21 protein-coding genes are annotated in these 20905 nt (G+C 63.4%); 7 read left to right on the forward strand and 14 right to left on the reverse strand.

Going from position 1 to position 20905, the window contains the following annotated elements; all coding sequences use genetic code 11:
• Positions 1–156 precede the first annotated feature (156 nt).
• Positions 157–1413 (reverse strand): hypothetical protein, encoded by a 1257-nt coding sequence (locus FJW05_RS07400; protein WP_140629795.1) that lies wholly within the window; start codon positions 1411–1413, stop codon positions 157–159.
• A 131-nt stretch (positions 1414–1544) separates the two neighbouring features.
• Between FJW05_RS07400 and FJW05_RS07405 the strand changes: the two genes are divergently transcribed.
• Entirely contained in the window at positions 1545–2618 is a 1074-nt protein-coding gene (locus FJW05_RS07405; protein WP_140629798.1) for a CapA family protein, read from the forward strand.
• A gap of 3 nt (positions 2619–2621) precedes the next feature.
• Here the strand turns inward: FJW05_RS07405 and FJW05_RS07410 are convergent, their stop codons facing one another.
• Together FJW05_RS07410 and FJW05_RS07415 are read right to left on the reverse strand one after the other, a co-directional pair.
• Positions 2622–3104 (reverse strand): DUF2314 domain-containing protein, encoded by a 483-nt coding sequence (locus tag FJW05_RS07410; protein WP_140629801.1) that lies wholly within the window; start codon positions 3102–3104, stop codon positions 2622–2624.
• A gap of 164 nt (positions 3105–3268) precedes the next feature.
• A complete protein-coding gene (locus FJW05_RS07415; protein ID WP_140629804.1) occupies positions 3269–3784 on the reverse strand; it encodes a hypothetical protein in 516 nt (171 codons plus the stop codon).
• Positions 3785–4685: 901 nt separating this feature from the next.
• On the opposite strand from FJW05_RS07415, the gene FJW05_RS07420 reads away from it, so the two are divergent.
• The gene (locus FJW05_RS07420) at positions 4686–5624 is read left to right on the forward strand and encodes a diacylglycerol kinase family protein (RefSeq protein WP_140629807.1); all 939 of its coding nucleotides are present in this window, start codon (positions 4686–4688) and stop codon (positions 5622–5624) included.
• A 351-nt stretch (positions 5625–5975) separates the two neighbouring features.
• Here FJW05_RS07420 and FJW05_RS07425 read toward each other — a convergent pair whose 3' ends face one another.
• The 4 genes from FJW05_RS07425 to FJW05_RS07440 form a co-directional block, all read right to left on the reverse strand.
• The gene (locus FJW05_RS07425; RefSeq protein ID WP_140629810.1) at positions 5976–6893 is read right to left on the reverse strand and encodes an NAD(P)-dependent oxidoreductase; all 918 of its coding nucleotides are present in this window, start codon (positions 6891–6893) and stop codon (positions 5976–5978) included.
• The gene (locus tag FJW05_RS07430; protein ID WP_140629813.1) at positions 6890–8101 is read right to left on the reverse strand and encodes a mandelate racemase/muconate lactonizing enzyme family protein; all 1212 of its coding nucleotides are present in this window, start codon (positions 8099–8101) and stop codon (positions 6890–6892) included. The genes FJW05_RS07425 and FJW05_RS07430 overlap by 4 nt, the downstream gene beginning before the upstream one ends.
• Positions 8098–9714, reverse strand: coding sequence for a GMC family oxidoreductase N-terminal domain-containing protein (locus FJW05_RS07435; RefSeq protein WP_140629815.1), 1617 nt, complete (start codon positions 9712–9714; stop codon positions 8098–8100). The genes FJW05_RS07430 and FJW05_RS07435 overlap by 4 nt, the downstream gene beginning before the upstream one ends.
• Positions 9715–9824: 110 nt before the next feature.
• Positions 9825–10199, reverse strand: coding sequence for a VOC family protein (locus tag FJW05_RS07440; RefSeq protein ID WP_140630934.1), 375 nt, complete (start codon positions 10197–10199; stop codon positions 9825–9827).
• Positions 10200–10337: 138 nt separating this feature from the next.
• Here FJW05_RS07440 and FJW05_RS07445 point away from each other — a divergent pair, with 138 nt between their 5' ends.
• A complete protein-coding gene (locus FJW05_RS07445) occupies positions 10338–10733 on the forward strand; it encodes an acyl-CoA thioesterase (protein WP_042646168.1) in 396 nt (131 codons plus the stop codon).
• 489 nt (positions 10734–11222) lie between these two features.
• On the opposite strand, the gene FJW05_RS07455 is transcribed toward FJW05_RS07445, so the two are convergent.
• Positions 11223–11591, reverse strand: coding sequence for a helix-turn-helix domain-containing protein (locus FJW05_RS07455; protein ID WP_140629822.1), 369 nt, complete (start codon positions 11589–11591; stop codon positions 11223–11225).
• Positions 11592–11681: 90 nt separating this feature from the next.
• On the opposite strand from FJW05_RS07455, the gene FJW05_RS07460 reads away from it, so the two are divergent.
• The gene (locus FJW05_RS07460) at positions 11682–12287 is read left to right on the forward strand and encodes an NADPH-dependent FMN reductase (protein ID WP_140541495.1); all 606 of its coding nucleotides are present in this window, start codon (positions 11682–11684) and stop codon (positions 12285–12287) included.
• Positions 12288–12485: 198 nt separating this feature from the next.
• Complete coding sequence (locus tag FJW05_RS07465; protein WP_140541494.1) at positions 12486–12851, forward strand: avidin/streptavidin family protein; 366 nt, start codon at positions 12486–12488, stop codon at positions 12849–12851.
• Between the two features lie 166 nt (positions 12852–13017).
• On the opposite strand, the gene FJW05_RS07470 is transcribed toward FJW05_RS07465, so the two are convergent.
• From FJW05_RS07470 to FJW05_RS07495, 6 genes are all read right to left on the reverse strand, one after another.
• On the reverse strand, positions 13018–13428 hold the full coding sequence (locus FJW05_RS07470) for a gamma-glutamylcyclotransferase family protein (RefSeq protein WP_140629825.1): 411 nt from the start codon (positions 13426–13428) through the stop codon (positions 13018–13020).
• 1043 nt (positions 13429–14471) lie between these two features.
• Positions 14472–15785, reverse strand: a complete 1314-nt coding sequence (locus FJW05_RS07475; RefSeq protein ID WP_140629828.1) for a hemolysin family protein — start codon at positions 15783–15785, stop codon at positions 14472–14474.
• Positions 15786–15957: 172 nt separating this feature from the next.
• Complete coding sequence (locus FJW05_RS07480) at positions 15958–16665, reverse strand: LssY C-terminal domain-containing protein (protein ID WP_140629830.1); 708 nt, start codon at positions 16663–16665, stop codon at positions 15958–15960.
• A gap of 67 nt (positions 16666–16732) precedes the next feature.
• Positions 16733–17557: an extensin family protein gene (locus FJW05_RS07485; RefSeq protein WP_140629833.1), complete on the reverse strand. Its 825-nt coding sequence runs from the start codon at positions 17555–17557 to the stop codon at positions 16733–16735.
• A gap of 167 nt (positions 17558–17724) precedes the next feature.
• Entirely contained in the window at positions 17725–18771 is a 1047-nt protein-coding gene (locus FJW05_RS07490) for an extensin family protein (RefSeq protein WP_140629836.1), read from the reverse strand.
• Positions 18772–18846: 75 nt separating this feature from the next.
• Positions 18847–19272, reverse strand: coding sequence for a DUF3775 domain-containing protein (locus FJW05_RS07495; RefSeq protein WP_140629839.1), 426 nt, complete (start codon positions 19270–19272; stop codon positions 18847–18849).
• A 177-nt stretch (positions 19273–19449) separates the two neighbouring features.
• Between FJW05_RS07495 and FJW05_RS07500 the strand changes: the two genes are divergently transcribed.
• Both FJW05_RS07500 and greA read left to right on the forward strand, forming a co-directional pair.
• On the forward strand, positions 19450–19983 hold the full coding sequence (locus FJW05_RS07500; RefSeq protein ID WP_140541488.1) for a tetratricopeptide repeat protein: 534 nt from the start codon (positions 19450–19452) through the stop codon (positions 19981–19983).
• Between the two features lie 261 nt (positions 19984–20244).
• The gene (greA, locus tag FJW05_RS07505) at positions 20245–20718 is read left to right on the forward strand and encodes a transcription elongation factor GreA (protein ID WP_095766573.1); all 474 of its coding nucleotides are present in this window, start codon (positions 20245–20247) and stop codon (positions 20716–20718) included.
• Positions 20719–20905 lie beyond the last annotated feature (187 nt).

The following is a 20905-nucleotide window of genomic DNA, read 5'->3' on the forward strand; positions in this document are numbered from 1 at the left end:
TTCCCTCCGGAGGGGGAAAGGTGGCGCTGCGAAGCAGCGACGGATTGGGGGAACCACGTGGCAATCAAGCCTCGGCCTGATCAGTCGCGCCAGTCACAGAAGATCTGTGCATAGCGTGGCCCATTTCACGGGGCGAGGAACCCAAGACAGCGGTCCTCAATTGAACCACAGCGCAAAGGTCAAAAAACCGGCGCCGCTGAACTCGCGCTGGATCTGGTCGAAATCGTCGCTGGTGAGGATCTTGCCGCTTTCGAGATAGGGCGCGATGCCGGGTCCGGTGATCGACAGCACCAGGTCGAAAGGTTTCGGCTCGTCGAAGAAGCGCTTCATGTTGATGCCCTTGCCGGCGATGCGGAAATGCGGCAGCAGCGCGCGGCCTTGGAGAAGATCCTCAGCTACCGTCAATGTGGCGAGCCAGGCCTGCACCTGTTCCTCGCCGACCTCGAGGCCGGTCAGCGGATTGACGCCTTTCTGCTGCGGTCCCGGCAGCCATTCACGGTCATTGTCGGTCTCGGCCAAGATCGATTTCCAGTCTTCGCGCGACAGGCGGATCATCTCCAGCAGGTGGCGGCGCGCGGCCTGCCGGCGTTCCGGCTCGACCACCGGCCAGTTGACGAGATGTACCAGCGAGATGAAGTCGGCGAAGCGCCATTCCGAGGCGAAAATGTTGCCGCTCATGCCGCCGTCCAGCGGCACGAGCGTATCCTGCAGAGGCAGCTTCGCGCGCGGGAACAGCATGTGGAACGAGCCGTCGAAAGCATTGCGAAAATCATGCGCCAGCCAGAAATCGGCCTGCGCCATCAGGAACTCGGCATAGCCTTGCAGCCAAAAACCGTCGGCGCGGTCGAAGCGGAAGGTGAGCGAAGGCGCGGCATCGCTTATGTCGACGCTGCCGCGTGAGAGCGACGCCATGATGGCGGCGATGCTTTCGTCGGGCGCGAGCTTGCCATCTTCGTTGAGGTCGATGCCGACATGGGTGAGATCGACCACCATGCCGATATCGGCATCTTTTGGCACCGAGCCGAGCGTGACGGCGGATTTTTCGAGCCGGTCGCGGAAGGCGACCAGGATGGCGCGGAAGTCTTCGTAGGTCAGCGGCTGCGGGTTGGGATTGTCGGGCACCGGCAACCGCATCAGCGGCAGCATGAAGGATTTCGGGCTCTCGAAACCGTGGCGATGCAGGCCGCCGGCGAGGAGCTCGAGCGCAGTGAAGAATTCGCCGGCGCCGGCCGCATAGGCCGAGGCCGAGTCCTTGGCCGCTGCCGCCTCCAGCGTCGACAGCGCCGTGTTCCGGTCGGCCACGCTCTTCGCCTCGAACATGGACTTGGCCGCGTCAGGCATCTCCGCCCAGGCGAAGGACGCCGGCAGGAATGCAAACAAGGCTGCTGCAAGGATCGTTCTACGCATCGTCATCGCCCTCCACTACTCGACGTCGCGAGCATACACACATTTCGGTCAGCCCGAGATGCCCGCCGCGGGATCGCCAGCAACCCGCTTCAACCGGCCCATCAGACAGTCTACACAGGGTGAAACTGGATGGGCCCGTGTCGAACTATCCGCTTGCCTATAAACTGTCGTGGCTGCCGCGCCTGCTGAGACCGTCGCTTGCCGGCGACAGAAGCGGCTTCGCGGCGCCGGCGGCGACATTGCTCGATCCGCAGCCCACACGGAAGGTGCGGCTGGCCTTCGTCGGCGACATCTCGGCCGTCGCCAATCGCGATGCGCCGGAATGCGATCCGGCAATCACGACGCTGCTTTCGTCCGCCGACCTCGTGGTCGGCAATTGCGAAAGCCCGATCGTCGAACGCGCACGCGCGGTAATGGGCACCCGGCTCGGCACGCATCATGCGATGAGCGAGCGCTTCCTGGCCGATGCGCTCGCAGCCGCCGGCATCGCGCGCGACAGACTCGTTCTGTCCCTGGCCAACAACCATATGCTCGATCAGGGCATCGCCGGTTTCGAGGAAACACTCGCGGCACTGAACCGGCTCGGGATCCGGACCATCGGCACGGTTGCCGGCGGGCCTGTCCAGCGTCATGCGGCCGGATCGCTGACGATCGGCTTTGCGGCCTTCACGCTGTGGCGCAACACGGATGCCGCGCCGTTCGAAGAACGCATCTCGATGCGCGCCGCCGAATGGCCGCGCGACGCTGCGTCGGGCATCGATCTCATCTGCGCCGTGCCGCATTGGGACTGGGAGTTCCGGCATTTTCCACGACCTGCGACGCGGGCGCTGGCGAGGCGGCTGGCGGATCGCGGCGTCCGGCTGATCGCCGGGCATCATGCGCATGTCTTGCAGCCCGTCGAGCGCATCGGCGACAGCGTGATCGCCTATGGACTCGGCGATTTCCTCGGAACGGCTCTTGCCAGGCAGCCATGGCCGGCACGCATAGGCTCGGTATTCGTCGTCGATGTCAGCGCCGATCCGGCCACGCGGGGTAGGATCGCTGCCTACCGGATGCATTTCTTCGTGCGGCTGCGGGCAGGCAACCATGAGCGGCTGGTGCCGATCGAAGTTCTGGGTGGCGCGCTCAAGCAGCGGGTCGCGGCCCGACTCGTGACGATTTTTCCCATGTCGGAGCGCAAGGTCGGCGCGCGAGATGAAGTGGCCGGATAGGGTTCAGCAATCGAAGCCGTATGCAGAACGCATGTAATCCGCGTCTTCCTTCGACATCTTCTTGAGCATCACGCAGACGGTGAAGCTGCCGACCTGGCGGCCGTTCCTGGTGTAGCCCCAGTCGGAAATGTCGTCCCTGGCGAATTCGATGTTCTGGCCAAGGACGACGTTTTGAACGATTTCCGGCTCGTTCGCCAATATGCCGACGAAGCCGTTGGCGGTCCGCTTGAAGGGAATGATCCAGAAATGCTCCGTCGCATTGCCGTCGACGATCATCACCTTCAGCTTGAACTTGTCGGTCCCCGGCGGCGGAGCGTCGGACAAAGCCAGGAATTCATCCAGGCTGGATCGCGCCTTCTCGACCGCCGCCGCCATCTCGGCGTCGTCGGATGCGATCACCATGGCCTTGTCGTCGCCTTCCGCCTTGGCATGCAAGGGAGCGAGCGCCAGCAGCAGGGATAACGCGATACGAACGGCAATTGTCATGACACCCCCCGGTGAAGGCCAATATCCTGTGCGTTATCTTCGGGCAATGTGTCGGCTTGATCAATCCGATCTGCGGTTGCGAAGCGGCCCTACGCCTTTGTCATCGGGCAATGATAAGGGAATGGCTTCACTTCTGCTCGGGCCGACCTGAACCGTGGGCAGGCTTACAGCCCGGTCAATCCGGCCAGCCAGTTCGCCGAGCGCTTCGCCGCGTCCACCGTTGCGCCGGCAGCGCGGCTGAGGTCGGTCTTGACCACGGCATAGCCGGCCTTGGTGCGGTAGAGCACGGCGCGGCCGCCATCGACCGACCTGTCGAAGGCGACCGGCTTTGCCGATTCCGTTTCGCTGGCGGTCACCGTTCCGCCGACCGGGACGCTCGGGCGATGGTCGAGCTCGGGCGGCAGCGGGGCGATGGTTTCGACGACGCGGTTCCTGGGTTTCAGATCCGGCCTGGAAGCTTTCTCGGCAAGCTCGGAGGAAGAGGCCGAGCCCTTGACGCGGCAAATGCCTGAAACAAGCGGATAGTTGAAATTGCGCTGGTGCAGCATCTGGCTCTTCATCGCCGCTTCGCAGTCGGCGAGCGTCGCCCATTTGGCCGGCGTCTCGCCGATATATTCGCACAGCTTGGCGTCGCAGTCGCAGCCGACAATGGTCATGGCGACAAGGGCGGTCTTGATCACGGTCTTGTCCCTTCGAAATTGCCCTCTGCACCCCGGTTGCATCAATCCACGCCGAACAAGGCGGGATTTGGCCGCTATTGTGAAATGTGGATGACGGGACGTTTCCGAAGGTACTCCGCCGGGAACTGTGACCGAAATGCCTCAGTCGCCGGCGTGGACATGTTCCAATTTGGCACCGGCCTGGTCGAACCCCGGGCAGGAACAGGTTGTTGCTGGCAAGCGGCCTCCGCAGGGGCCACTGCGCGCCTGGGGATGCACCAAAAGACAGTCGGCGCCGGGATTTCTCCCAGCGCCTCCCTGTCAGATCAGGAACCGGTTAAGGCAGCAACTTCCGTGAAGTCGTCGCGCCAGCCCGGCCTTGATTTTGACGGTCCTGCCAGTCGCCGCCCAGGGCAGCTCCCGTTCCAGACCACGCCGATCTCCACCCTTGCGGGCTTCGCCCAGCGTGCCATCGAAGGTTTTTCCCGGCCTTCATGGCAGCATCGGTCCGCCGTCGGCGTTAGCACGCTTTCCGCGGCACCCGTAGGTCTCGGTATCCGTCCCTCAAACAGGCGAGCCTGCTTTCGTTCCGGGCCGTACGGGCCTCAGGAAATCCGCCTTGCGCTTTTGCCTTTCGGCGGGGCGTTCGGTAGCCGCCTGAGATGAGTTGAATGTACGCCGGGTAAGGGGTCGGGGGAATGCCGGTGAGCCTGTGGATAGCGGGATTATCGGGGACCAATGGCAAAAGCAGCGGAATCCGCCGACCGAACCGCTTAGACAGCCTGCCCCGCTTTTCTGTGACCGCTGGACGTTGGAGCCTTGCTCCGGCGCCCGGTCCGCGTTTCAATGTCGGCTAAAGATTTTGGGTACCAGCGCGGTTGCCGCCGCGCCTGTTGCGCGACTTGCCTCGGGGGAGGTCGACTTGAAAGTCGGGGTGGTTCTCAATCCGATTGCCGGCGGCGGCAGGCTCAAGCGGCATTGGGCGGAGGCCGCGGCATCGCTCAACAGGAATTTCGGCGATTTCGACTTGCGGGAAACGCAGGCCAGCGGCGACGCCGAGCGATTGGCAATCGACCTCGCCGCCGGCGGGTGCGACCTGGTGATCGCGGCAGGCGGCGACGGCACCGCCAGCGAGGTGGCCGACGGGTTGCTGCAGGCACAGGACGAGACCGGCCAGGAAGCGGCGCTTGGGCTTCTGCCCTGTGGTACCGGCATCGACTTCGCGCGCGGGCTTGGCCTGCCGCGCGGCATCGACGCCGCGCTGAAGCGGATCGCCGATACCAAGGCGCGAAAAATCGATGCCGGCCGCATCTGCTACATCGACGATCACGGCGCGCTGGCCAGCCGCCACTTCATCAACATCGCCAGCCTGGGCCTGTCCGGCGCGACGGATCGCGCCGTCAATGCCGACAAGCGCAAGGGCAGGGTCTCGGCCAAGGCGCTGTTCTTCTGGCGCACCGTGCTGGAGTTCATCCGCTACCGTTTTCAGGATGTCAGGATCACCATCGACGACGGCGAGCCGGTCGAGGCGCGCATGGCGCTGGTCGCGGTGGCCAACGGCAAATTCTTCGGCGGCGGCATGATGATCGCGCCGGACGCCGAGCTCGCCGACGGCCAGTTCGATATCGTCATCCTGCGGGCCGCCGGCAAGCTTGGGCTGATCCGCGACCTCCGCCTGCTCTATGGCGGCCGCCATCGCAACCATCCGGCAATCACCATCCTGCGTGGCCGCAAGGTGCTGGTCGAGCCGCTCGGCGATGCCGAGAAGAACGGCGCGCTGGTCGACATAGACGGCGAGTCGCCAGGCCGGATTCCGGCGACGTTCGATATCCTGCCCGGCGCGCTGACGCTGAGAGGTTGAATCAAGACGTTGGCCAGGGGTGGAGCGCCCCGCGGCGTCGTCATCCCTGGGCGAAGCAGGAGCGAAGCTCCGTCGCGGAGACCCTGGGATCCATGCCGGGAGTCCTGAGCGCAGCCACGGTGCAGAATTCTTCACCGCTGCACCTTTCGGCTTGGTCGCGGCATGGATACTCGGGTCAAGCCCCGAGTATGACGAAGGGAAGGCCGGTTCCGCCAATTGTCGAGGTATGCAGTCTGGTCGGAACTTCTGCCTGAGAACCAACCGAGATGTTGAAGTTCCGATTCAATTCGTTGCGGGGATGATTCCGGAGGCTTACTCAAAGCCCTGATTTCATTCCACGATCCCGCTGTTTCAAATTTCGAGCTTTGCCGGGAAGCCCGGTGCGCGAAGCTCCGTGCCGACTTCATCCTCCAGCAGCTTGACGATTTGGGTCGACCAGGCGCCACCGCCATAGGCGCGTTTTCCCTCCTCGAAAATCGCGTTGACGCGTGTCGCCAGATCGAGCGGCGCGCCGAAATCCCTGCCCATGGCAAGCGCGAAGCCGAGGTCCTTCAGCGCCAGGTCCATGGTGAAGCCGATGTCGTAGGAGCCGTTGAGCACCAGCTGGCTCTCCGTCTCGTGGACGAAGCTGTTGCCGGAAGAGGCGACGATGGCGTGGTAGGCTTGGGCGAGATCGAGCCCGCCCTGTTTGGCGAGCATCAGCGCCTCGCCGGCGGCGACGAGATGGATGAAGGCGAGCATATTGGTGATGACCTTGATCACCGCGGCCGAGCCGACCGGGCCCATCAGGAAGGATTTCGCGCACATCGCCTCGATGGCCGGGCGGTGCCGCTCATAGAGCGCGGCGTCGCCGCCGACGAGGGCGGTGATCCTGCCCATCGCGGCCAGGTGCACGCCGCCGGTCACCGGGCATTCGAGCGTCTCAATGCCTTTTTTCGATGCAAGGGCGGCAAGTCGCAAAATCTCGTCGCGGCCATTGGTCGACATCTCGATCCAGGTGCCGCCCGCGGGGAGGCCCTGGAGCAATCCGTCCGGACCAGTGAGCACTGTTTCGCTGACCTTCGGCGAGGGCAGGCAGGTGATCGCATTGCCGGCGCGCACCGCAGCATCGGCCGGGCTCGTCGCCGCCGTGGCGCCGAGCGCGACAAGGCGCTCGACCGTTGCCGGATCGCGATCGAAGACGGTGACGGCAAAGCCGTTGCGCAGCAGGCTGGCGGCAAGGTTGCCGCCGAGATGGCCAAGGCCGACGAAGGCGTAAGCGAGGGTCACGGCATCAGCGGCGTCTGCATCATCTGCAGATGCAGCTCCTTGCCGCTATAGGGATGGGCGTCGCAGACCGCCTCGTCGAGCTCGACGCCGAGGCCGGGCTCCTTCGAGGGGATGACGTTGCCGTCCTGCCACTCGATCTTCTTCTTGAGCAGCGTGGCGTGGAAACCGTCCCACTGCTTGAGCGATTCCAGGATCAGGAAATTGGGCAGCGTCACCGCGAGCTGGACGTTGGCGGCGCCGACGATCGGGCCGCAATAGCAGTGCGGCGCGACCTGGATGTGGTAGGCTTCGGCCATTGCGGCGATCTTCTTGGTCTCGAGGATGCCGCCGGAGCGGCCGAGATCCGGCTGCAGGATGGTCGCGGCGCGGTTCTCGATGACGCGGGCGAACTCGAACTTCGTCGTCAGCCGCTCGCCGGTGGCGATCGGAATGGATGTGCCGCGGGCGACCTGCGCCATCACCTCGGGCATATCCGGCGGCACCGGCTCCTCGAACCAGAGCGGATCGTAGGGCTCGATGGCGCGGGCGAGCCGCAGCGCGCCGGAGGCGGTGAACTGGCCATGCGTGCCGAACAGGATATCCGCCCTGTTACCGACTGCTTCGCGGATCGCCTTGACCATGCGCGCCGACAGGTCGATGTCGATCAGGCGCGGCTGATGGCCGTCATAGGCGGTGTAGGGGCCGGCCGGATCGAGCTTCACGGCGTTAAAACCCTGCTCGACATATTCGAGCGCGCAGGCGGCAGCCATGTCGGGGTCGTTATAGACGTTCTTGCCGCGCGCATCTTCCGAATGGACGCTGCCGGTGTGCGGATAGAGATAAGTGTAGGAACGAAGCGTCTCGTGCACCTGGCCGCCGAGCAGCTTGTAGACCGGCTTGCCGGCTTCCTTGCCGACGATATCCCAGCAGGCCATTTCGAGCGCCGAGAAGCAGCCCATGCCGGAGACGTCGGGGCGCTGGGTGAAGCCGGAGGAATAGGCGCGGCGGAAGAAATTCTCGATGTCATGCGGATCGCGGCCGACGAGATAGCGCTCGGCCATGTCCTCGATCATCCTTGCGGTGACGTGCGCGGAGAAGGTGGCATTGTAGGCTTCGCCATAGCCGACCACGCCGCCATCGGTGGTGAGCTTGACGAAGATGAAATACTTGCCGCCGATGCCGGGCGGCGGGTTGCCGACAATCCAGGTCTTCACTTCGGTGATTTTCATTTGTGATCCTCCAGAACCAGGTCGGCGCCTTTCCATCCGGTCAGGATCGCGGCGGCGTTGGTGTTGCCCGTGATGTTGTCGGGGAAAATTGAAGCGTCGATGACGCGCAACGCATCCAGCCCGTGCACCCGAAGCCGCGGGTCGACGACGGCGCGCGCCGCATCAGGCCCCATGCGGCAGGTCGAGACCGGGTGATAGACGGTGCCTGAGCGTTTCCTGAAATCCTGGATCAGGTCGGCGTCCGATTGGATCGACGGGCCGGGCAGAACCTCTTCCTCGATGATCTCGGCCAGGGCCGGCATCGAGGCGATCTTGCGCACGAACTTCACCGCCGCCAGCATCTCGTCGACATCGGCATTGGTCGAATAGGCGTTGGGCGTGATCCTCGGATAGTCGCGCGGGTCCCTCGAGCGGATCATGATCTCGCCGCGGCTCGAGGGCCGGCAGTTGGACAGGCCGATCGAGAAGCCCGGCCAGGGGTCGGGCGTCAGGATCGGACGCTCGCCGCTCTTCGGGATGACGGTGGAGAAGGCCTGGAAGTAGAGCTGCATGTTCGGCCGCGTCATCGACGGGTCGGTGCGGAAAAAGCCGCCGGCATTGTTCATCGACAGCGACAGCGGACCGGAGCGCAAGAGGATGTATTGCATGCCGACGAGCAGCTTGCCCCACCAGGGCCTAAGGACCTGGTTGAGCGTCGGCAGCTTGCCTTTAAAAGTGTAGTTGATGCCGACATGGTCCTGCAGATTGGCGCCGATATTGTCATTGGCCTGCACGACCGGGATAGCGAAGTCGGCCAGCAAGGCCGCAGGGCCGACGCCGGACAGCTGCAGCAGTTGCGGCGAGTTGATCGAGCCGCCCGACAGGATCACCTCGCGGCCCGCGCGAGCCGTCTTCTTCTGCCCGTTCTGCTCGTATTCGATGCCGACGGCGCGCTTGCCCTCGAACAGGGTTTTCGTCGCCAGAGCATTGGTCTCGACGCGTACGTTTGAGCGCTTCATCGCCGGCCGCAGAAAGGCTCGGGCGGCCGACATGCGGCGTCCGTTCTTCGTCGTGATCTGGTAGACGCCGACGCCTTCCTGGGAGGCGCCGTTGAAGTCCGGATTGAACGGCAGGCCGGCCTGTTCGGCGGCGGCAAGATAGCGCTTGGTCAGCGGATGCACCGCGTTCGTGCAGTCGGTGATGTGCAAGGGGCCACCGACGCCGCGCCACTGGTCGGCGCCCGCCGCATTGTCTTCCATCGCCTTGAAGGCGGGCAGGAGGTCGTCATATGTCCAGCCCGGATTGCCGGCCGCCGCCCAGGCATCGAAATCCTCGCGCGCGCCCCTGATATAGACCATGGCGTTGATCGAGCTCGACCCGCCAAGCAGCTTGCCGCGCGGCCAGTGATCGCTGTTGCCGGCCAGGCCGGGATCCGGCTCGGCCTTGTAGTTCCAGTTGACGGCCGGATCGAAGAAGGTCTTGCCGTAGCCTAGCGGCATCTGGACATAGAACCGCCGATCGGTCCCGCCGGCCTCCAGCACCAGCACCGAGAAGCGGCCCGAGGCCGACAGCCTGTCGGCAACGACCGAACCGGCCGAGCCGGAGCCGACGATGATGAAGTCGTAAGTCTGCATGATGGAAAGGCGGGCTCCGCAATGTTGCGCTTACCCTAGACATTGCCGGCTTGCGGCGTCGCCGTGGCTTCCGGCATGGCTTGTGAAAAAAGCGACCGGCGCCTTTGTGCTTAGCCGACGGTACTGTCGTCTTTCCGAAAGGCGCGGCTCGAAATCGATATCGGATTGCCGCTGGGATCGCGGGCGTTGGCGAAGGCATAGCCGTCGCCCCGGTGCAGGGCGCCGAATTCCAGCCCGTCCTTGGCGCTGCAAGCGGCAAAGGCTTCGACGTCTTCGACATCGAAGACCAATTTGACAGTCGATTGTCCCTTTTTCTGCCCCTTCGCCGCGAGATGAAGCATCAGACTTGCACCACCGGCCGGATTGACCAACTCAACGATCCTGTCGCCTTCCTCACGATGCGCTTTGAAGCCGAAGTGCCTTTCGTAAAAAGTCACCGCCGCTTCGATGTTTCCGACGTAAAGGACGATGCGATTGAGCGGCAAAGCCAATTCCTTCCCCCGCAGGCCGTTCTGTGGGCATAGCCTAGGATTGAAAGCTCCGGCTGTCAGCAGTGCGCGCGTTGACGGGTGAAGGGAGCGACGCTACGGGATGAGGCGATCGCTTCAGGAGAGGATTTCGCGATGGTGCATTACGCGGACGGCAAGCCGCTTGGCGATCTGACCTTGCGCACGCTCGCCATGCCGTCCGACGCCAATGCGGCCGGCGACATCTTCGGCGGCTGGGTGATGGCGCAGATGGACCTTGCCTGCGGCATCCGCGCCGCCGAGCGCGCCAAGGGCCGCGTGGTCACCGCCGCGGTCAAGGAGATGTCCTTCGCCAAGCCGATGAAGATCGGCGACACGCTCTGCATCTACACCCATGTCGAGCGCGTCGGCCGCACCTCGATGGTGCTCAAGGTCGAGGCGTGGGCGCAGCGCTATCTTTCCGATCTGATGGAGAAGGTCACCCATGCCGACTTCGTCATGGTGGCGCTCGACGGCGAAGGCAAGCCGAAGCCGGTTCCGGCCGAGAGCTGACGCTCCGGCGGGATACTGATTCTCCCCAGACTTGCCGCTTTGTAACAACGGCTGCGCGGGAGATGCGCTTCGCGACATCCAATGGTTGCCTTCACGCCCCACCTTGTAGGCGCGGGGGAAAGACAATGCGTCAACATATGCTGAACGGCTGGCTCGTGGCGGCCCTTATTGCTCTGGTCTGCCTGCTCGGCATAACGGCCTACATGGAAGTCAGCAAAGACCTTCCACGCGTCGCCTGCATGCGAGGCCCGAAGGCGATCGACAAGAAGGCCGCGCAGCGGGAGAGCTGCTCGAGGGCGTGCTGCGACAGCACTGCCCCAAGTGCCTGATCGGTTGCCGGCTAAAGACGGGTCATCCTGGCGAACCGGTTGCCCGGCGACGCCAGCGGCGGAACCGCGGAGGCTCCGATCCAAACCGAAAACGCGATGCGACCGGCGCTGAGGCCCACGGTTTCATAGGCAGGCTAAAAACCCTTGCATTGCAAGGGTTTCAGGCCTGGAGGCCGTCAAATTTCGCGCGCGCTTCGCGGACCCGATTGGTGTTCTTGCGCGCCCACTCGCCGAGCGCGCCGACCGGCACGAGGAGCTCGTGACCGAGTTGGGTGAGCTCGTAATCGACACGTGGCGGAATGGTCGGAAACACTTTGCGCGTGACGAAGCCGTCGCGCTCCAAACCGCGCAAGGTGGTGGTCAGCATCTTTTGCGAAATTCCGCCAACGGCGGCGCGCAATTCGTTGAAGCGCATTGGTCCGCCGCCGAGCTTGCCGACCACGAGCACCGTCCATTTGTCGCCGACCCGTTGCAGGATTTCTGAAACGGCCCGGCAGTCCTCGGTGTTGTGCGGGTGCCTCAGTAACAAAGAAGTGCCTCCTTGCGCGTCGATTTGTCAGTATCACATATAGCGCCGGTATCCAAACGATACCAGAAATTCCCGCAAGGAGAGCCCCTTATGTCCAAGCCCAAAATCGCCATTGTCGTCGGTTCGACGCGCGCCGCCCGCTTCGCCGACGTGCCGACGCAGTGGATCGCCAAGATCGCCAAGTCGCACGCCGATATCGATGTCGAGATCGTCGATCTGCGCGACTGGCCGCTGCCCTTCTTCGACGAGGTCGCTTCGTCCGCCTGGGCGCCGTCGCAGAACGAAGTGGCGCAGCGCTGGCAGAAGAAGGTCGCCGAGTTCGACGGCTTCATCTTCACCGCCGCCGAATACAATCACGCCCCGACCGGAGTACTGAAGAACGCCATCGATTACGCCGCCAATGAGTGGAACAAGAAGCCGGCCGGCTTCGTCGGCTATGGCAGCGTCGGCGGCTCGCGCGCGATCGAGCACCTTCGCCTGATCGCCATCGAGCTGCAGATGGCGCCCGTCAAGTCGGCGGTGCACATCGCCTGGGGCGATTTCCTTGCGGTTCGCCAGGGCGAGAAGAAGCTCGAGGATCTCGAGCACCTGAACCAGTCGGCCGCCGCGCTGGTCAACGACGTCGCCTGGTGGGCAAGGGTGCTGAAAGCGGCCCGCGCCGCCGACGCGATCGCCGGCGAAGCCCAGGCCGCCTGAGCGGTCGATCGACACTGTCCTCCCAGTGAGAAAGGGGCGGCGCCAGCGCTGCCCCTTTCGATTTGCCGAGCTGCCTGTCTTGCCTGGATCCCGGGCTGATCCCTTTAAGCCGTCGCACTGTTGACCGCTCGGAACGGCGCGTTAGATGCAGGCCCGAATCCACCGAAGACAAAGACAGGACAGTCGTGGAGGAGCGGGATGCCTTGGCTTGGCAGATGGCGCAATCAGTATGGGTCCGTCCTCGACATCACCGGCGAGGACGGCGGCCGGATTGAAGGCACGTTTCGCACGGCGCTCGAAGACAGCAGCTTCTATGGACAGACCGTGCCGATATCCGGCATCGCGCATGGCGACGTGATTGGAGTAACGGCCGCCGGCGAGGGTACGGCCGGCCCCGCCGCGGTGAGCTACACCGGCATATTGCGGGACGGCAAGCTGGAGACGATGTGGCTGACAGTGGCCGGCAGCACCATCACCGGCAAGGAGGGCGAAACCGCTTCCCGCAAGCAGGTAGGAACCTGGCGCGCCTTCGGCACCAGCCTCGACACCTTTGTCCGGGAATAGCCAAGCTAACTGGCCTCAAGTGCCGTCGTCAGGAAGCGGCGCAGGCCGTTGCTGCTCGGCGCCGCTCTGATCACGATCGCTGCCGCCGGATGGGAAAGCTCGAGCGGTGGCAGGCCAACCGCTTCTTGAACCGAAAATACAAAACTTCCGGAGGCGGGCGAAGTCGCTACGTTCTCGCAGGAAGAACGAAGCGCCGGTTATTGTAACAGGCGAGATATCCCGAATGCACGGGATCTGCGAGATGCCGGGATTTCATATAGACCTGCGCTGCGGTCGACTGTCCGCCCTCGAGATGCTCAACCTCGATCGGCACGCGCAAACTGCCGGGCGCGCCGACGGATTCAATGGCATCGAGGCGCGAGAGGGTGCGATCATCGACCTCGTAGAGTTCGCCGGCGACCTGGAAACCGACACCCGGTTCGTTGAACATCATCGGAACGAAGCGAGGTCCAGCAATCAGCATTGGAAACCGCTCATGCGTCCGACGATTGCCAGAAAACGCGGCCCCGCTCAAACCCTGCTCGTGCAGGGGAAACCCTCTTTTCAAGGTGCCAAAGACGAAGACGTTCGTGACCATTCAGGTGAACGTCGGCCAAAGCCGGAAGTTCATCCTAGTGGCACTGCTCAGGGATTTTGACCGGTCGGCTCTGTTTGCGTTGGTGGCATGCGTTGGAGATTGGCCGAAAACGCCCATCGCGATCGTCATTCCAGGGCGGAGCAGGAGCGAAGCTCCGTCGCGAAGACCCTGGAATCCATGCCGTTACCTTCGTCAAGGCGTGCAACGGAGCAAAATTCTGCACCGCGGCGGCGCTTCCAAGTCACGGAATGGATTCTATGGTCTGCGCCGCGTCGCTTCGCTCCTTGCTCCGCCATAGAATGACGAAGTTGGGGCGGCTTCAACCAATCCCCGGCATTTGTGCTGATTTCACGGAAATGAACGGAAAATCTTGCACCAAGACAAACGGCAATCTTTCAAAATCCCTGTGTCGGAGAACTAGGTCGTAAACTCATAAATGCGGTATGACCGAGATGAGTGGGAAGCAGAGTAAAGGGTTGACTTAGCCCTCCACGCCACATTTTAGTTGGCTGGCATCGACGACGTCTGATCCCATGTGCTCAACAAAATAGTCTCGCATCCTCTGGCGATGCCGATCCCATCTGGGAGACATTCGCTCACTCTCATTCTCATATTCAGCTAGAAATACCCATTCCACGAACTGATCCGCTGTAACATCGCCGGATTGAGGAATAAAATCGGTGACATGCATGAACTTGTCGCCGTGCCTTCCTCCACAATAGCCATGACCAACACAGACCGCGTGCATGAGCGAGTCGAATCTATTCTTTGCTTTCATGGAACATGCGCGATGATGAAGCGGGATGCCTGCGCGCCGCGGCAACATATCCTTCTTGGGCGTAGGTTCGCAATGGTCGTTTCCGACCGAGACTTTCATATCGCGGCTGAATCTAATGCAGGCTCAGCATGAGCCTATATGACCTGCCAAGCAGTTCCGCCGTATTGTCACCCGATATGACAAGCTGGCTGTCTCGCCGCCCTCAAATTGGTCTCAATCCGCATCTGGCTATGCGGTAGAGGCTACGTCTAGCAGGCCGTGCTGGCTACCGCCGCGCCACAGGGCGATGGCCGTCGGGCAGGCGGGTGGCGATCAGCTTGTCGATGCGGCGGCCGTCGAGGTCGACCACCTCGAAACGCCAGCCTTGCGCGTCGACGCATTCGCCGGTGGTCGGAAGATGATGCAGATGCGACAGCACATAGCCGGCGACGGTCTCGTAGTCGCGGTTTTCGGGCAGATCGATGCCAAGCACCTCGGCCATCTCGTCGGCCTGCATGTAGCCGGCGAGCAGCCACGAGCCGTCATCGCGCTTGACTGCGTTCTCTTCCTCGCCGGCCTCGAGGTCGGAGCGGAACACGCCGGTGATGGCTTCGAGGATGTCGGCCGGCGTGACGATGCCTTCGAAATGGCCGTATTCGTCATGAACGAGCGCCATCGGCACGTCCGATTCCCTCAGCTTCTGCAGGACGTCGAGCGCGTCGGCCTGGTCATGCACGATGGGGGCGGCGCGCACATGCTGGCGCGGATCCAGCACCCTGCCGGCGAGAAGAGCGGCCAGCACGTCGCGCGTCTGGATAACGCCGACCATGGCGTCGACATTGCCGTCGCCGACGGGCAGGCGCGAGTGCTGGGTATCCATCAGAAGCTTTTTGACGGTGGTCTCGTCGGACTGCAGGTTCAGCCAGTCGACCTCGGTGCGCGGCGTCATGACGGCGCGCACGGCGCGGTCGCCGAGACGCATGACGCCGGCGATCATGCGGCGCTCGTCGGATTCGATGGTGCCGTGATGCTCGGCCTCGGCGACCAGCATCTTGATCTCCTCGTCGGTGACTTTCTCTTCGGTCTCGCCGGCCTGCCCAAGCAGCCAAAGCACGGCTCGGCCCGAGAGGTCGAGCAGGAAGACCAGCGGCGCCGAGAAGGTGGCGAGGATGGTCATTGCCGGCGCGGCTCTGACGGCGACGCGCTCCGGATCCTTGAGCGCGATCTGCTTCGGCACCAGCTCGCCGACGATAAGCGAGGCATAGGTGATCAAAGCGACGACGATGCCGACGCCGACAGGATCGGCGATGTTTTCGCGGATGCCGGTCGACGCCAGATATTGCGCCAGCCTTTCGCCGAGCGTCGCGCCCGAAAAGGCGCCGGAGAGAACGCCGACCAGGGTGATGCCGATCTGCACCGAGGACAGGAACTTGCCGGGATTAGAGCCGAGCGCCAGCGCGCGGCCGGCGCCCCTGACGTTGCGGTCGATCATCGCCTTGAGGCGGGCGGGCCGCGACGAGACGATAGCGAGCTCCGACATCGACAAGAGGCCGTTCACCAGAATGAGGACGGCCACGACGGCGATTTCAACATATAGCATGGGCGGTCAATAGCATTGCTGCAGTGCGTTCGAAAATAGCCCGTCGGTATTTTTGGAACATGACAGGCGCGCTGTTCAGGCGGCATCCCAAAGCGGCGCCGAAAAATGCCCGACAAGCGCGTCGACGACGACGCGCACCTTCGGCGTCAGCGCGCGCGTGACGGGTGCGCCGTCACTGCTGCGTCTTCAGAACGCCGATCACCGCCATGCCGTCGGTGAAATAGGGATCGCCGCCGCCATTGCGTCCGGCCTTGGTGGCGCCGATCCCGGGTATCTCGCTGGTGGAGGCCAGAAGGCCGGCGGTCTTCAGATCGCCGATCAGGAAGTCGCGCTCCGCGTCGATGTCGGGGCCGATATGGTGGGTGACGGCGCCGGTATCGTGGCTGAGGCCGACGCCGCGGTCGAAGCTCGCGGCGCCCAGCCAGAGCCGGCGGCCGTCGTCGCCCACCGTGTCCGTCTGCCAGAAGCGGACGTGGTGGCGCCGGTCGGCGCTGTCGCCGACCGGTTTCTCGAAGGCCAGGTCCTGGGCTCGGCCCTCGAACAAAAGGCGGCTCATCGGCGCATCGGGATAGGGGCGGGAAAACAAGACGCTTTCGCCGATGTCGATCGCGGTCCGCAGCGTCACGGCATCGGCAGTGTCCCAGCCGGCGACGGCGAAGGCGTGGACAACTTCCTTTTCGGTGCCGACCAGGCCGACATTGATCGGGTCGCCGGTAATGCCCTGCGGCGTATGCGTCACCATCTCGAAGGGCCGGGTGCGGAAGCCGCGCTCCCGCCAGGTCCAGAATTCCGGCGCGGCGAGATAGGCGAGGGCCACGTAGAAGGCGCAGAAGGCCGCGATCCAGATCGCCGCGCGTCGTCTCAGGCTTCGCCCACCCACAGCCAACCGCTCCCAAATCCACGCGCGACCATTTTATGCGATGTTGGCCGTTTTGGGCAGAGCAGCCTCAGCGGCAGGCGCGGTAACCGCTTTTGCGGTTCTTGATGTCGAAATGGAAATGGTTGCGGTGGTCGTAGTTGTAGCCGGGGCCGAGCACCGTGGTGAAATACTCGCAACCGTCGGCGCGTACATTGTTGAGGAAGCCGCGCGTGCGAAAGGCGAACAGGCCGGGCTTGCGGACGTCGATGTCGTCGCCATTGTTGAGCTCGATGCTCATGACGTCGAGGGCGTTGCCCTTGCCGTGCTCGGACAGCACGCCTTCGCCAGCGATGTTGCGGCAGGAATAGCTGGAGCCCTGATGGATCGCCTTGACGCCGGAGAAATAGCGCCAGCGGGCAGCCGGCTGCAGCTCGTTCTTCGTCCAGGCGGCGAAGGTGGCGGCCATGTTGCAGGTCAGCGTCGCCGCGGGCGTCATGGCGACGTTGCCGATGGCCGAGACTTTTACCGGATAATCGATGCCGCACTGGCCCTCATGGATCGGCTGGACATCCTGATAGACGACACCCATCCGCTTCAGCTCGTTGCGGCAGTCGATCTCGCTGGCCGGCATCTGCTCGAGAGGCGACATCGGCTCGTCCATGCGCGGATAGGCGGCCTGCGTCATATAAGGGTTGGACGGAACAAGACGCTGCATTCCGGAATATTGCGGCGCATCGGGCTGCGGCACGGCTGCCGTCTGGCTGCCGACATCGACGGCCGGCTGCAGCGCAAAGACGTCGCCGGTCGTGCAGGCCGATATCGCCGCCATGGCGACGCCCGCGGCCAGCCCGACGATCGTGACACGCTTGCTCCGTCGCGCCGCCACCAGCATGGCGCCAAGTCCTCGAGCCATTGAAAGGCGTCCTTGTCCCCCAAGATCCGAGCCCAACTGGGATCATGATCCGAATGGCACAAGGTTAACCGCCAACAGTAAAGGAAAGATCAGCGCCGGCATTCATGCATGGGGCGGAATTGCGGCGCTGTTCTTGGTTTGGCGCGGGCAAGACTTTCGGAATTCACCTATTGGCAGAAGGTTCCGCCGTGGCGGCGGGGCTCCAGATCGAGGTGGAAATGCAGCGCGTGGTCGGGATCGGCGCCTGGCCCGAGCACCGTCTTGAACGGCCCGCAGGCAGCCTTGCGCACCGCGTCGAGGAATTTTGCGTCCTTCTCCGGCGGCGTCGGCCCGATCTCGATCTTCCTCCCGTCCGACAAGGTGAAGCTGGCGATGTCGAGCGCGTTGCCGAAGGCGTGTTCGGACAGTTTGCGGGTGCCGTTGCGCGGGCGGCAGACAAAGGCCGAGCCCTGGTTGACCGACTTCAAATCGGCGCCGAGCTCGGCCTTCGCCGTGGGCTGGACGATTTCGGCCATGAAGCGCGCCGCCGCCTCGGCCATCCGGCAGTTGAGCTCGGTACCGGGACTGATGCCGATGGACTTGCCGAGCGTTTTCAAAATTACCGGATAGGGGATCGAGCAGCCGATTTCCGCATCGTGCTCGGCCTTGTGCTCCTCGAACTCGACGCCCAGCGCCTTCAGCCGCTCGCGGCACGCGGTTTCTTCCGCCGGCATCGTGTCGGCCGGCATGTCGGCCGAGCGCGGATCGGGAAGCATCTTTTCCTCGCCCGGCGGTTCGGGTCTTTCCGATGGCTGCGGCGCGGTTTCCGGCGGCTCCGGCTCCAGTTCGGTGGGCTTCTGCGGGGGCGTCGGCACGACATCCGGCGTCTGCGGCTCGGATTCCGTCCGCGGCGCGGATTGAGCGCTCTTCGAACGCGGCGGACGGGCGTCCCATTTCGGATGCGATTTCTGCTGGTTGAGGACGTCGTCGCTGCCGTCCGCGCGCGGCTTGCCTTGCCCGGACTTCTCAGTGCCGTTCTCCAGATCCTGCGGACGCGACCCTGGAACCGGGGTCGCCGGCGGCGTTTCCGGAGCCGGAGCGGCACTCTGGCTGGCCGGCGGCAGGTGTCTTTTATGCCGATGATGATGCTTGGCCATGGCCGGCGTAACCAGCAGCACCGCAGCCGCCACAGGCAGCGCCAATCTGCAAAATCGGGAAAAGCTCAGCGTTGCCATCGCCCCGAAACGGCGGTCGCGTTGCGAAGTTGCCTGTGTCGGCTGCCTTGCCGATCACAATCGGTTACCGGCGCGTTACGCGCCGATGGCTTCAAGGCCTTCCTCCAGCCAGTCGGCAAGCATCGGCAGGCCGAGCAGATATTTGGCCGCGCGCTTCCTGGGACGCTCCCTGGCGGCGGCCACCGCGTCCGCCCATTCGGATGCCTCATAGTCGCCGCGCCCGACCCAGGCGAGCGCGATCAGCTCGGCCGCTTCGTCGATATTGAGATCGTTGATCAGCTCGCGCAATTCTTCCTCGGTCAGGTCTTCCGAGGCTTCCTCGACAAGGCCGTCATGATGGTGGCTGTCATGGGTGTCGCCGTCGAATTCGACCTCGTGCTCAGCGCCGTCGTCATAGTCCTCGTTGACGGCAGCACTCAGCGCCTTCGCCTTGAGGATGAACAGGCGCACCGTGTCCGGATCGATCGAAAGTTCCCACTCCTTCTCGAGGCGCTGCTGCACGGTCCTTCTCCACGTGATGCGCTTGGTCCGATGATAGCGGAATTAAAGCGCGCGTCACGTCCGCAGGTATCGGCTACTGTCCGACCGTTCAAAATAGTTAGGCAGTCGTCCGCATTTCGGGATGAAACCGCGCCAAGGCGGCGTTAATCTGGCATTGTCACACTCACGGAGGCTTCGATGCGCAGACGTTTACTTGTTCAGGTCATGGCTATTGCGGCGCTGCCGCTGTTCGTTGCGCCGGCATTTGCGGCTGGCGAAAGCGGCAGCAGCGGTGGCCAGACGACCACCTGCAAGAAGGGCGAGGTCTGGGACAAGAAGAAGAACAAATGCGTTAAGCCGCAATATGGCATGCTGGACGACGACAGCATCTACGAGGCCGGCCACGATCTGGCGATGGCCGGGCGCTATGACGAAGCGATCTCGGTGTTGACGCTCGCCGCCAACAAGCAGGATCCGCGCATCCTCAACTATCTCGGCTATTCGCACCGCCATTCGGGCCGCGTCACCGTCGGCCTCGGCTATTACGAGGAAGCGCTGCGGATCGACCCGAATTACACGCTGGTGCGCGAATATCTCGGCGAGGCGCATCTGCAGATCGGCGATCTCGCCGGCGCGCAGCAGCAGCTCCAGGAAATCGAAAAGCGGACCGGCAAGGGCTCGCGCGAATATGGCATGCTGTCCGAGCAGATCGATCATTTCCTGAGGAGCTGAACAGGGCTCGAAGCCTCTCGAACCGGCTGTGAGCAATCGCAGCCGGTTTTTTATTGCTCGCCGTCAGCCGCGGACCCGCGAAAGCGGTGATCATTTTGCCGAACTTCAATTTTTGGGCGTGAAAATCGCGCAAAGATCGCTATATTCAGGGAAATTGTGGTGAGACGGTTCCGTTAGCCCGAGGCTGCCGGACCGTTTTCTTTTTGTACCTATTGACAAGGTCCCTCCCGAAAACGGGGGTGGCGGCAGAAAGGTCAGGCTATGATCAAGGTCCCGATGACAGGCGAGGGGTTCGCGTCATTGAAGGAAGAACTTCGCTGGCGCCAGCAGGAGGAGCGTCCTCGCATCATCGAGGCGATTTCCGAAGCGCGCTCGCATGGCGACCTGTCCGAAAATGCCGAGTATCACGCGGCGAAAGAGTCGCAGAGCCTCAATGAAGGCCGCATCAACGAGCTTGAGGATCTGATCGCGCGCGCCGAGGTCATCGACGTCTCCAAGCTCAGCGGCGACAAGGTCAAGTTCGGCGCGACCGTCGTGCTCGTCGACGAGGACACCGAGGAAAAGAAGACCTATCAGATCGTCGGCGACCAGGAAGCGGACGTGAAGTCGGGCCGCATCTCGATTTCATCGCCGATCGCGCGTGCGCTGATCGGCAAGGAAGTCGGCGATGCCATCGAGGTCAATGCTCCGGGCGGCGCCCGAGGGTACGAGATCGTCCAGGTGCAGTTTATCTAAGGACCTTTTGATAATTCTACTCTGGCGGCCGACTAGCGCGGTTTTCTGCGCTTCCGGCCTTCGCCGGCCGAAGCCTTCATGAGCGATGTGGCGGGTAAATGAGGCTATGGCCGGCATAGGCCGGTGCTCACGTACTTTAAGTACGCTCCGCTCCGGTTCTCGAAAACCACGCTATTCGACTCACCAG

The sequence above is a fragment of the Mesorhizobium sp. B2-9-1 genome, from assembly GCF_006439455.1.
GTDB lineage: Bacteria > Pseudomonadota > Alphaproteobacteria > Rhizobiales > Rhizobiaceae > Mesorhizobium.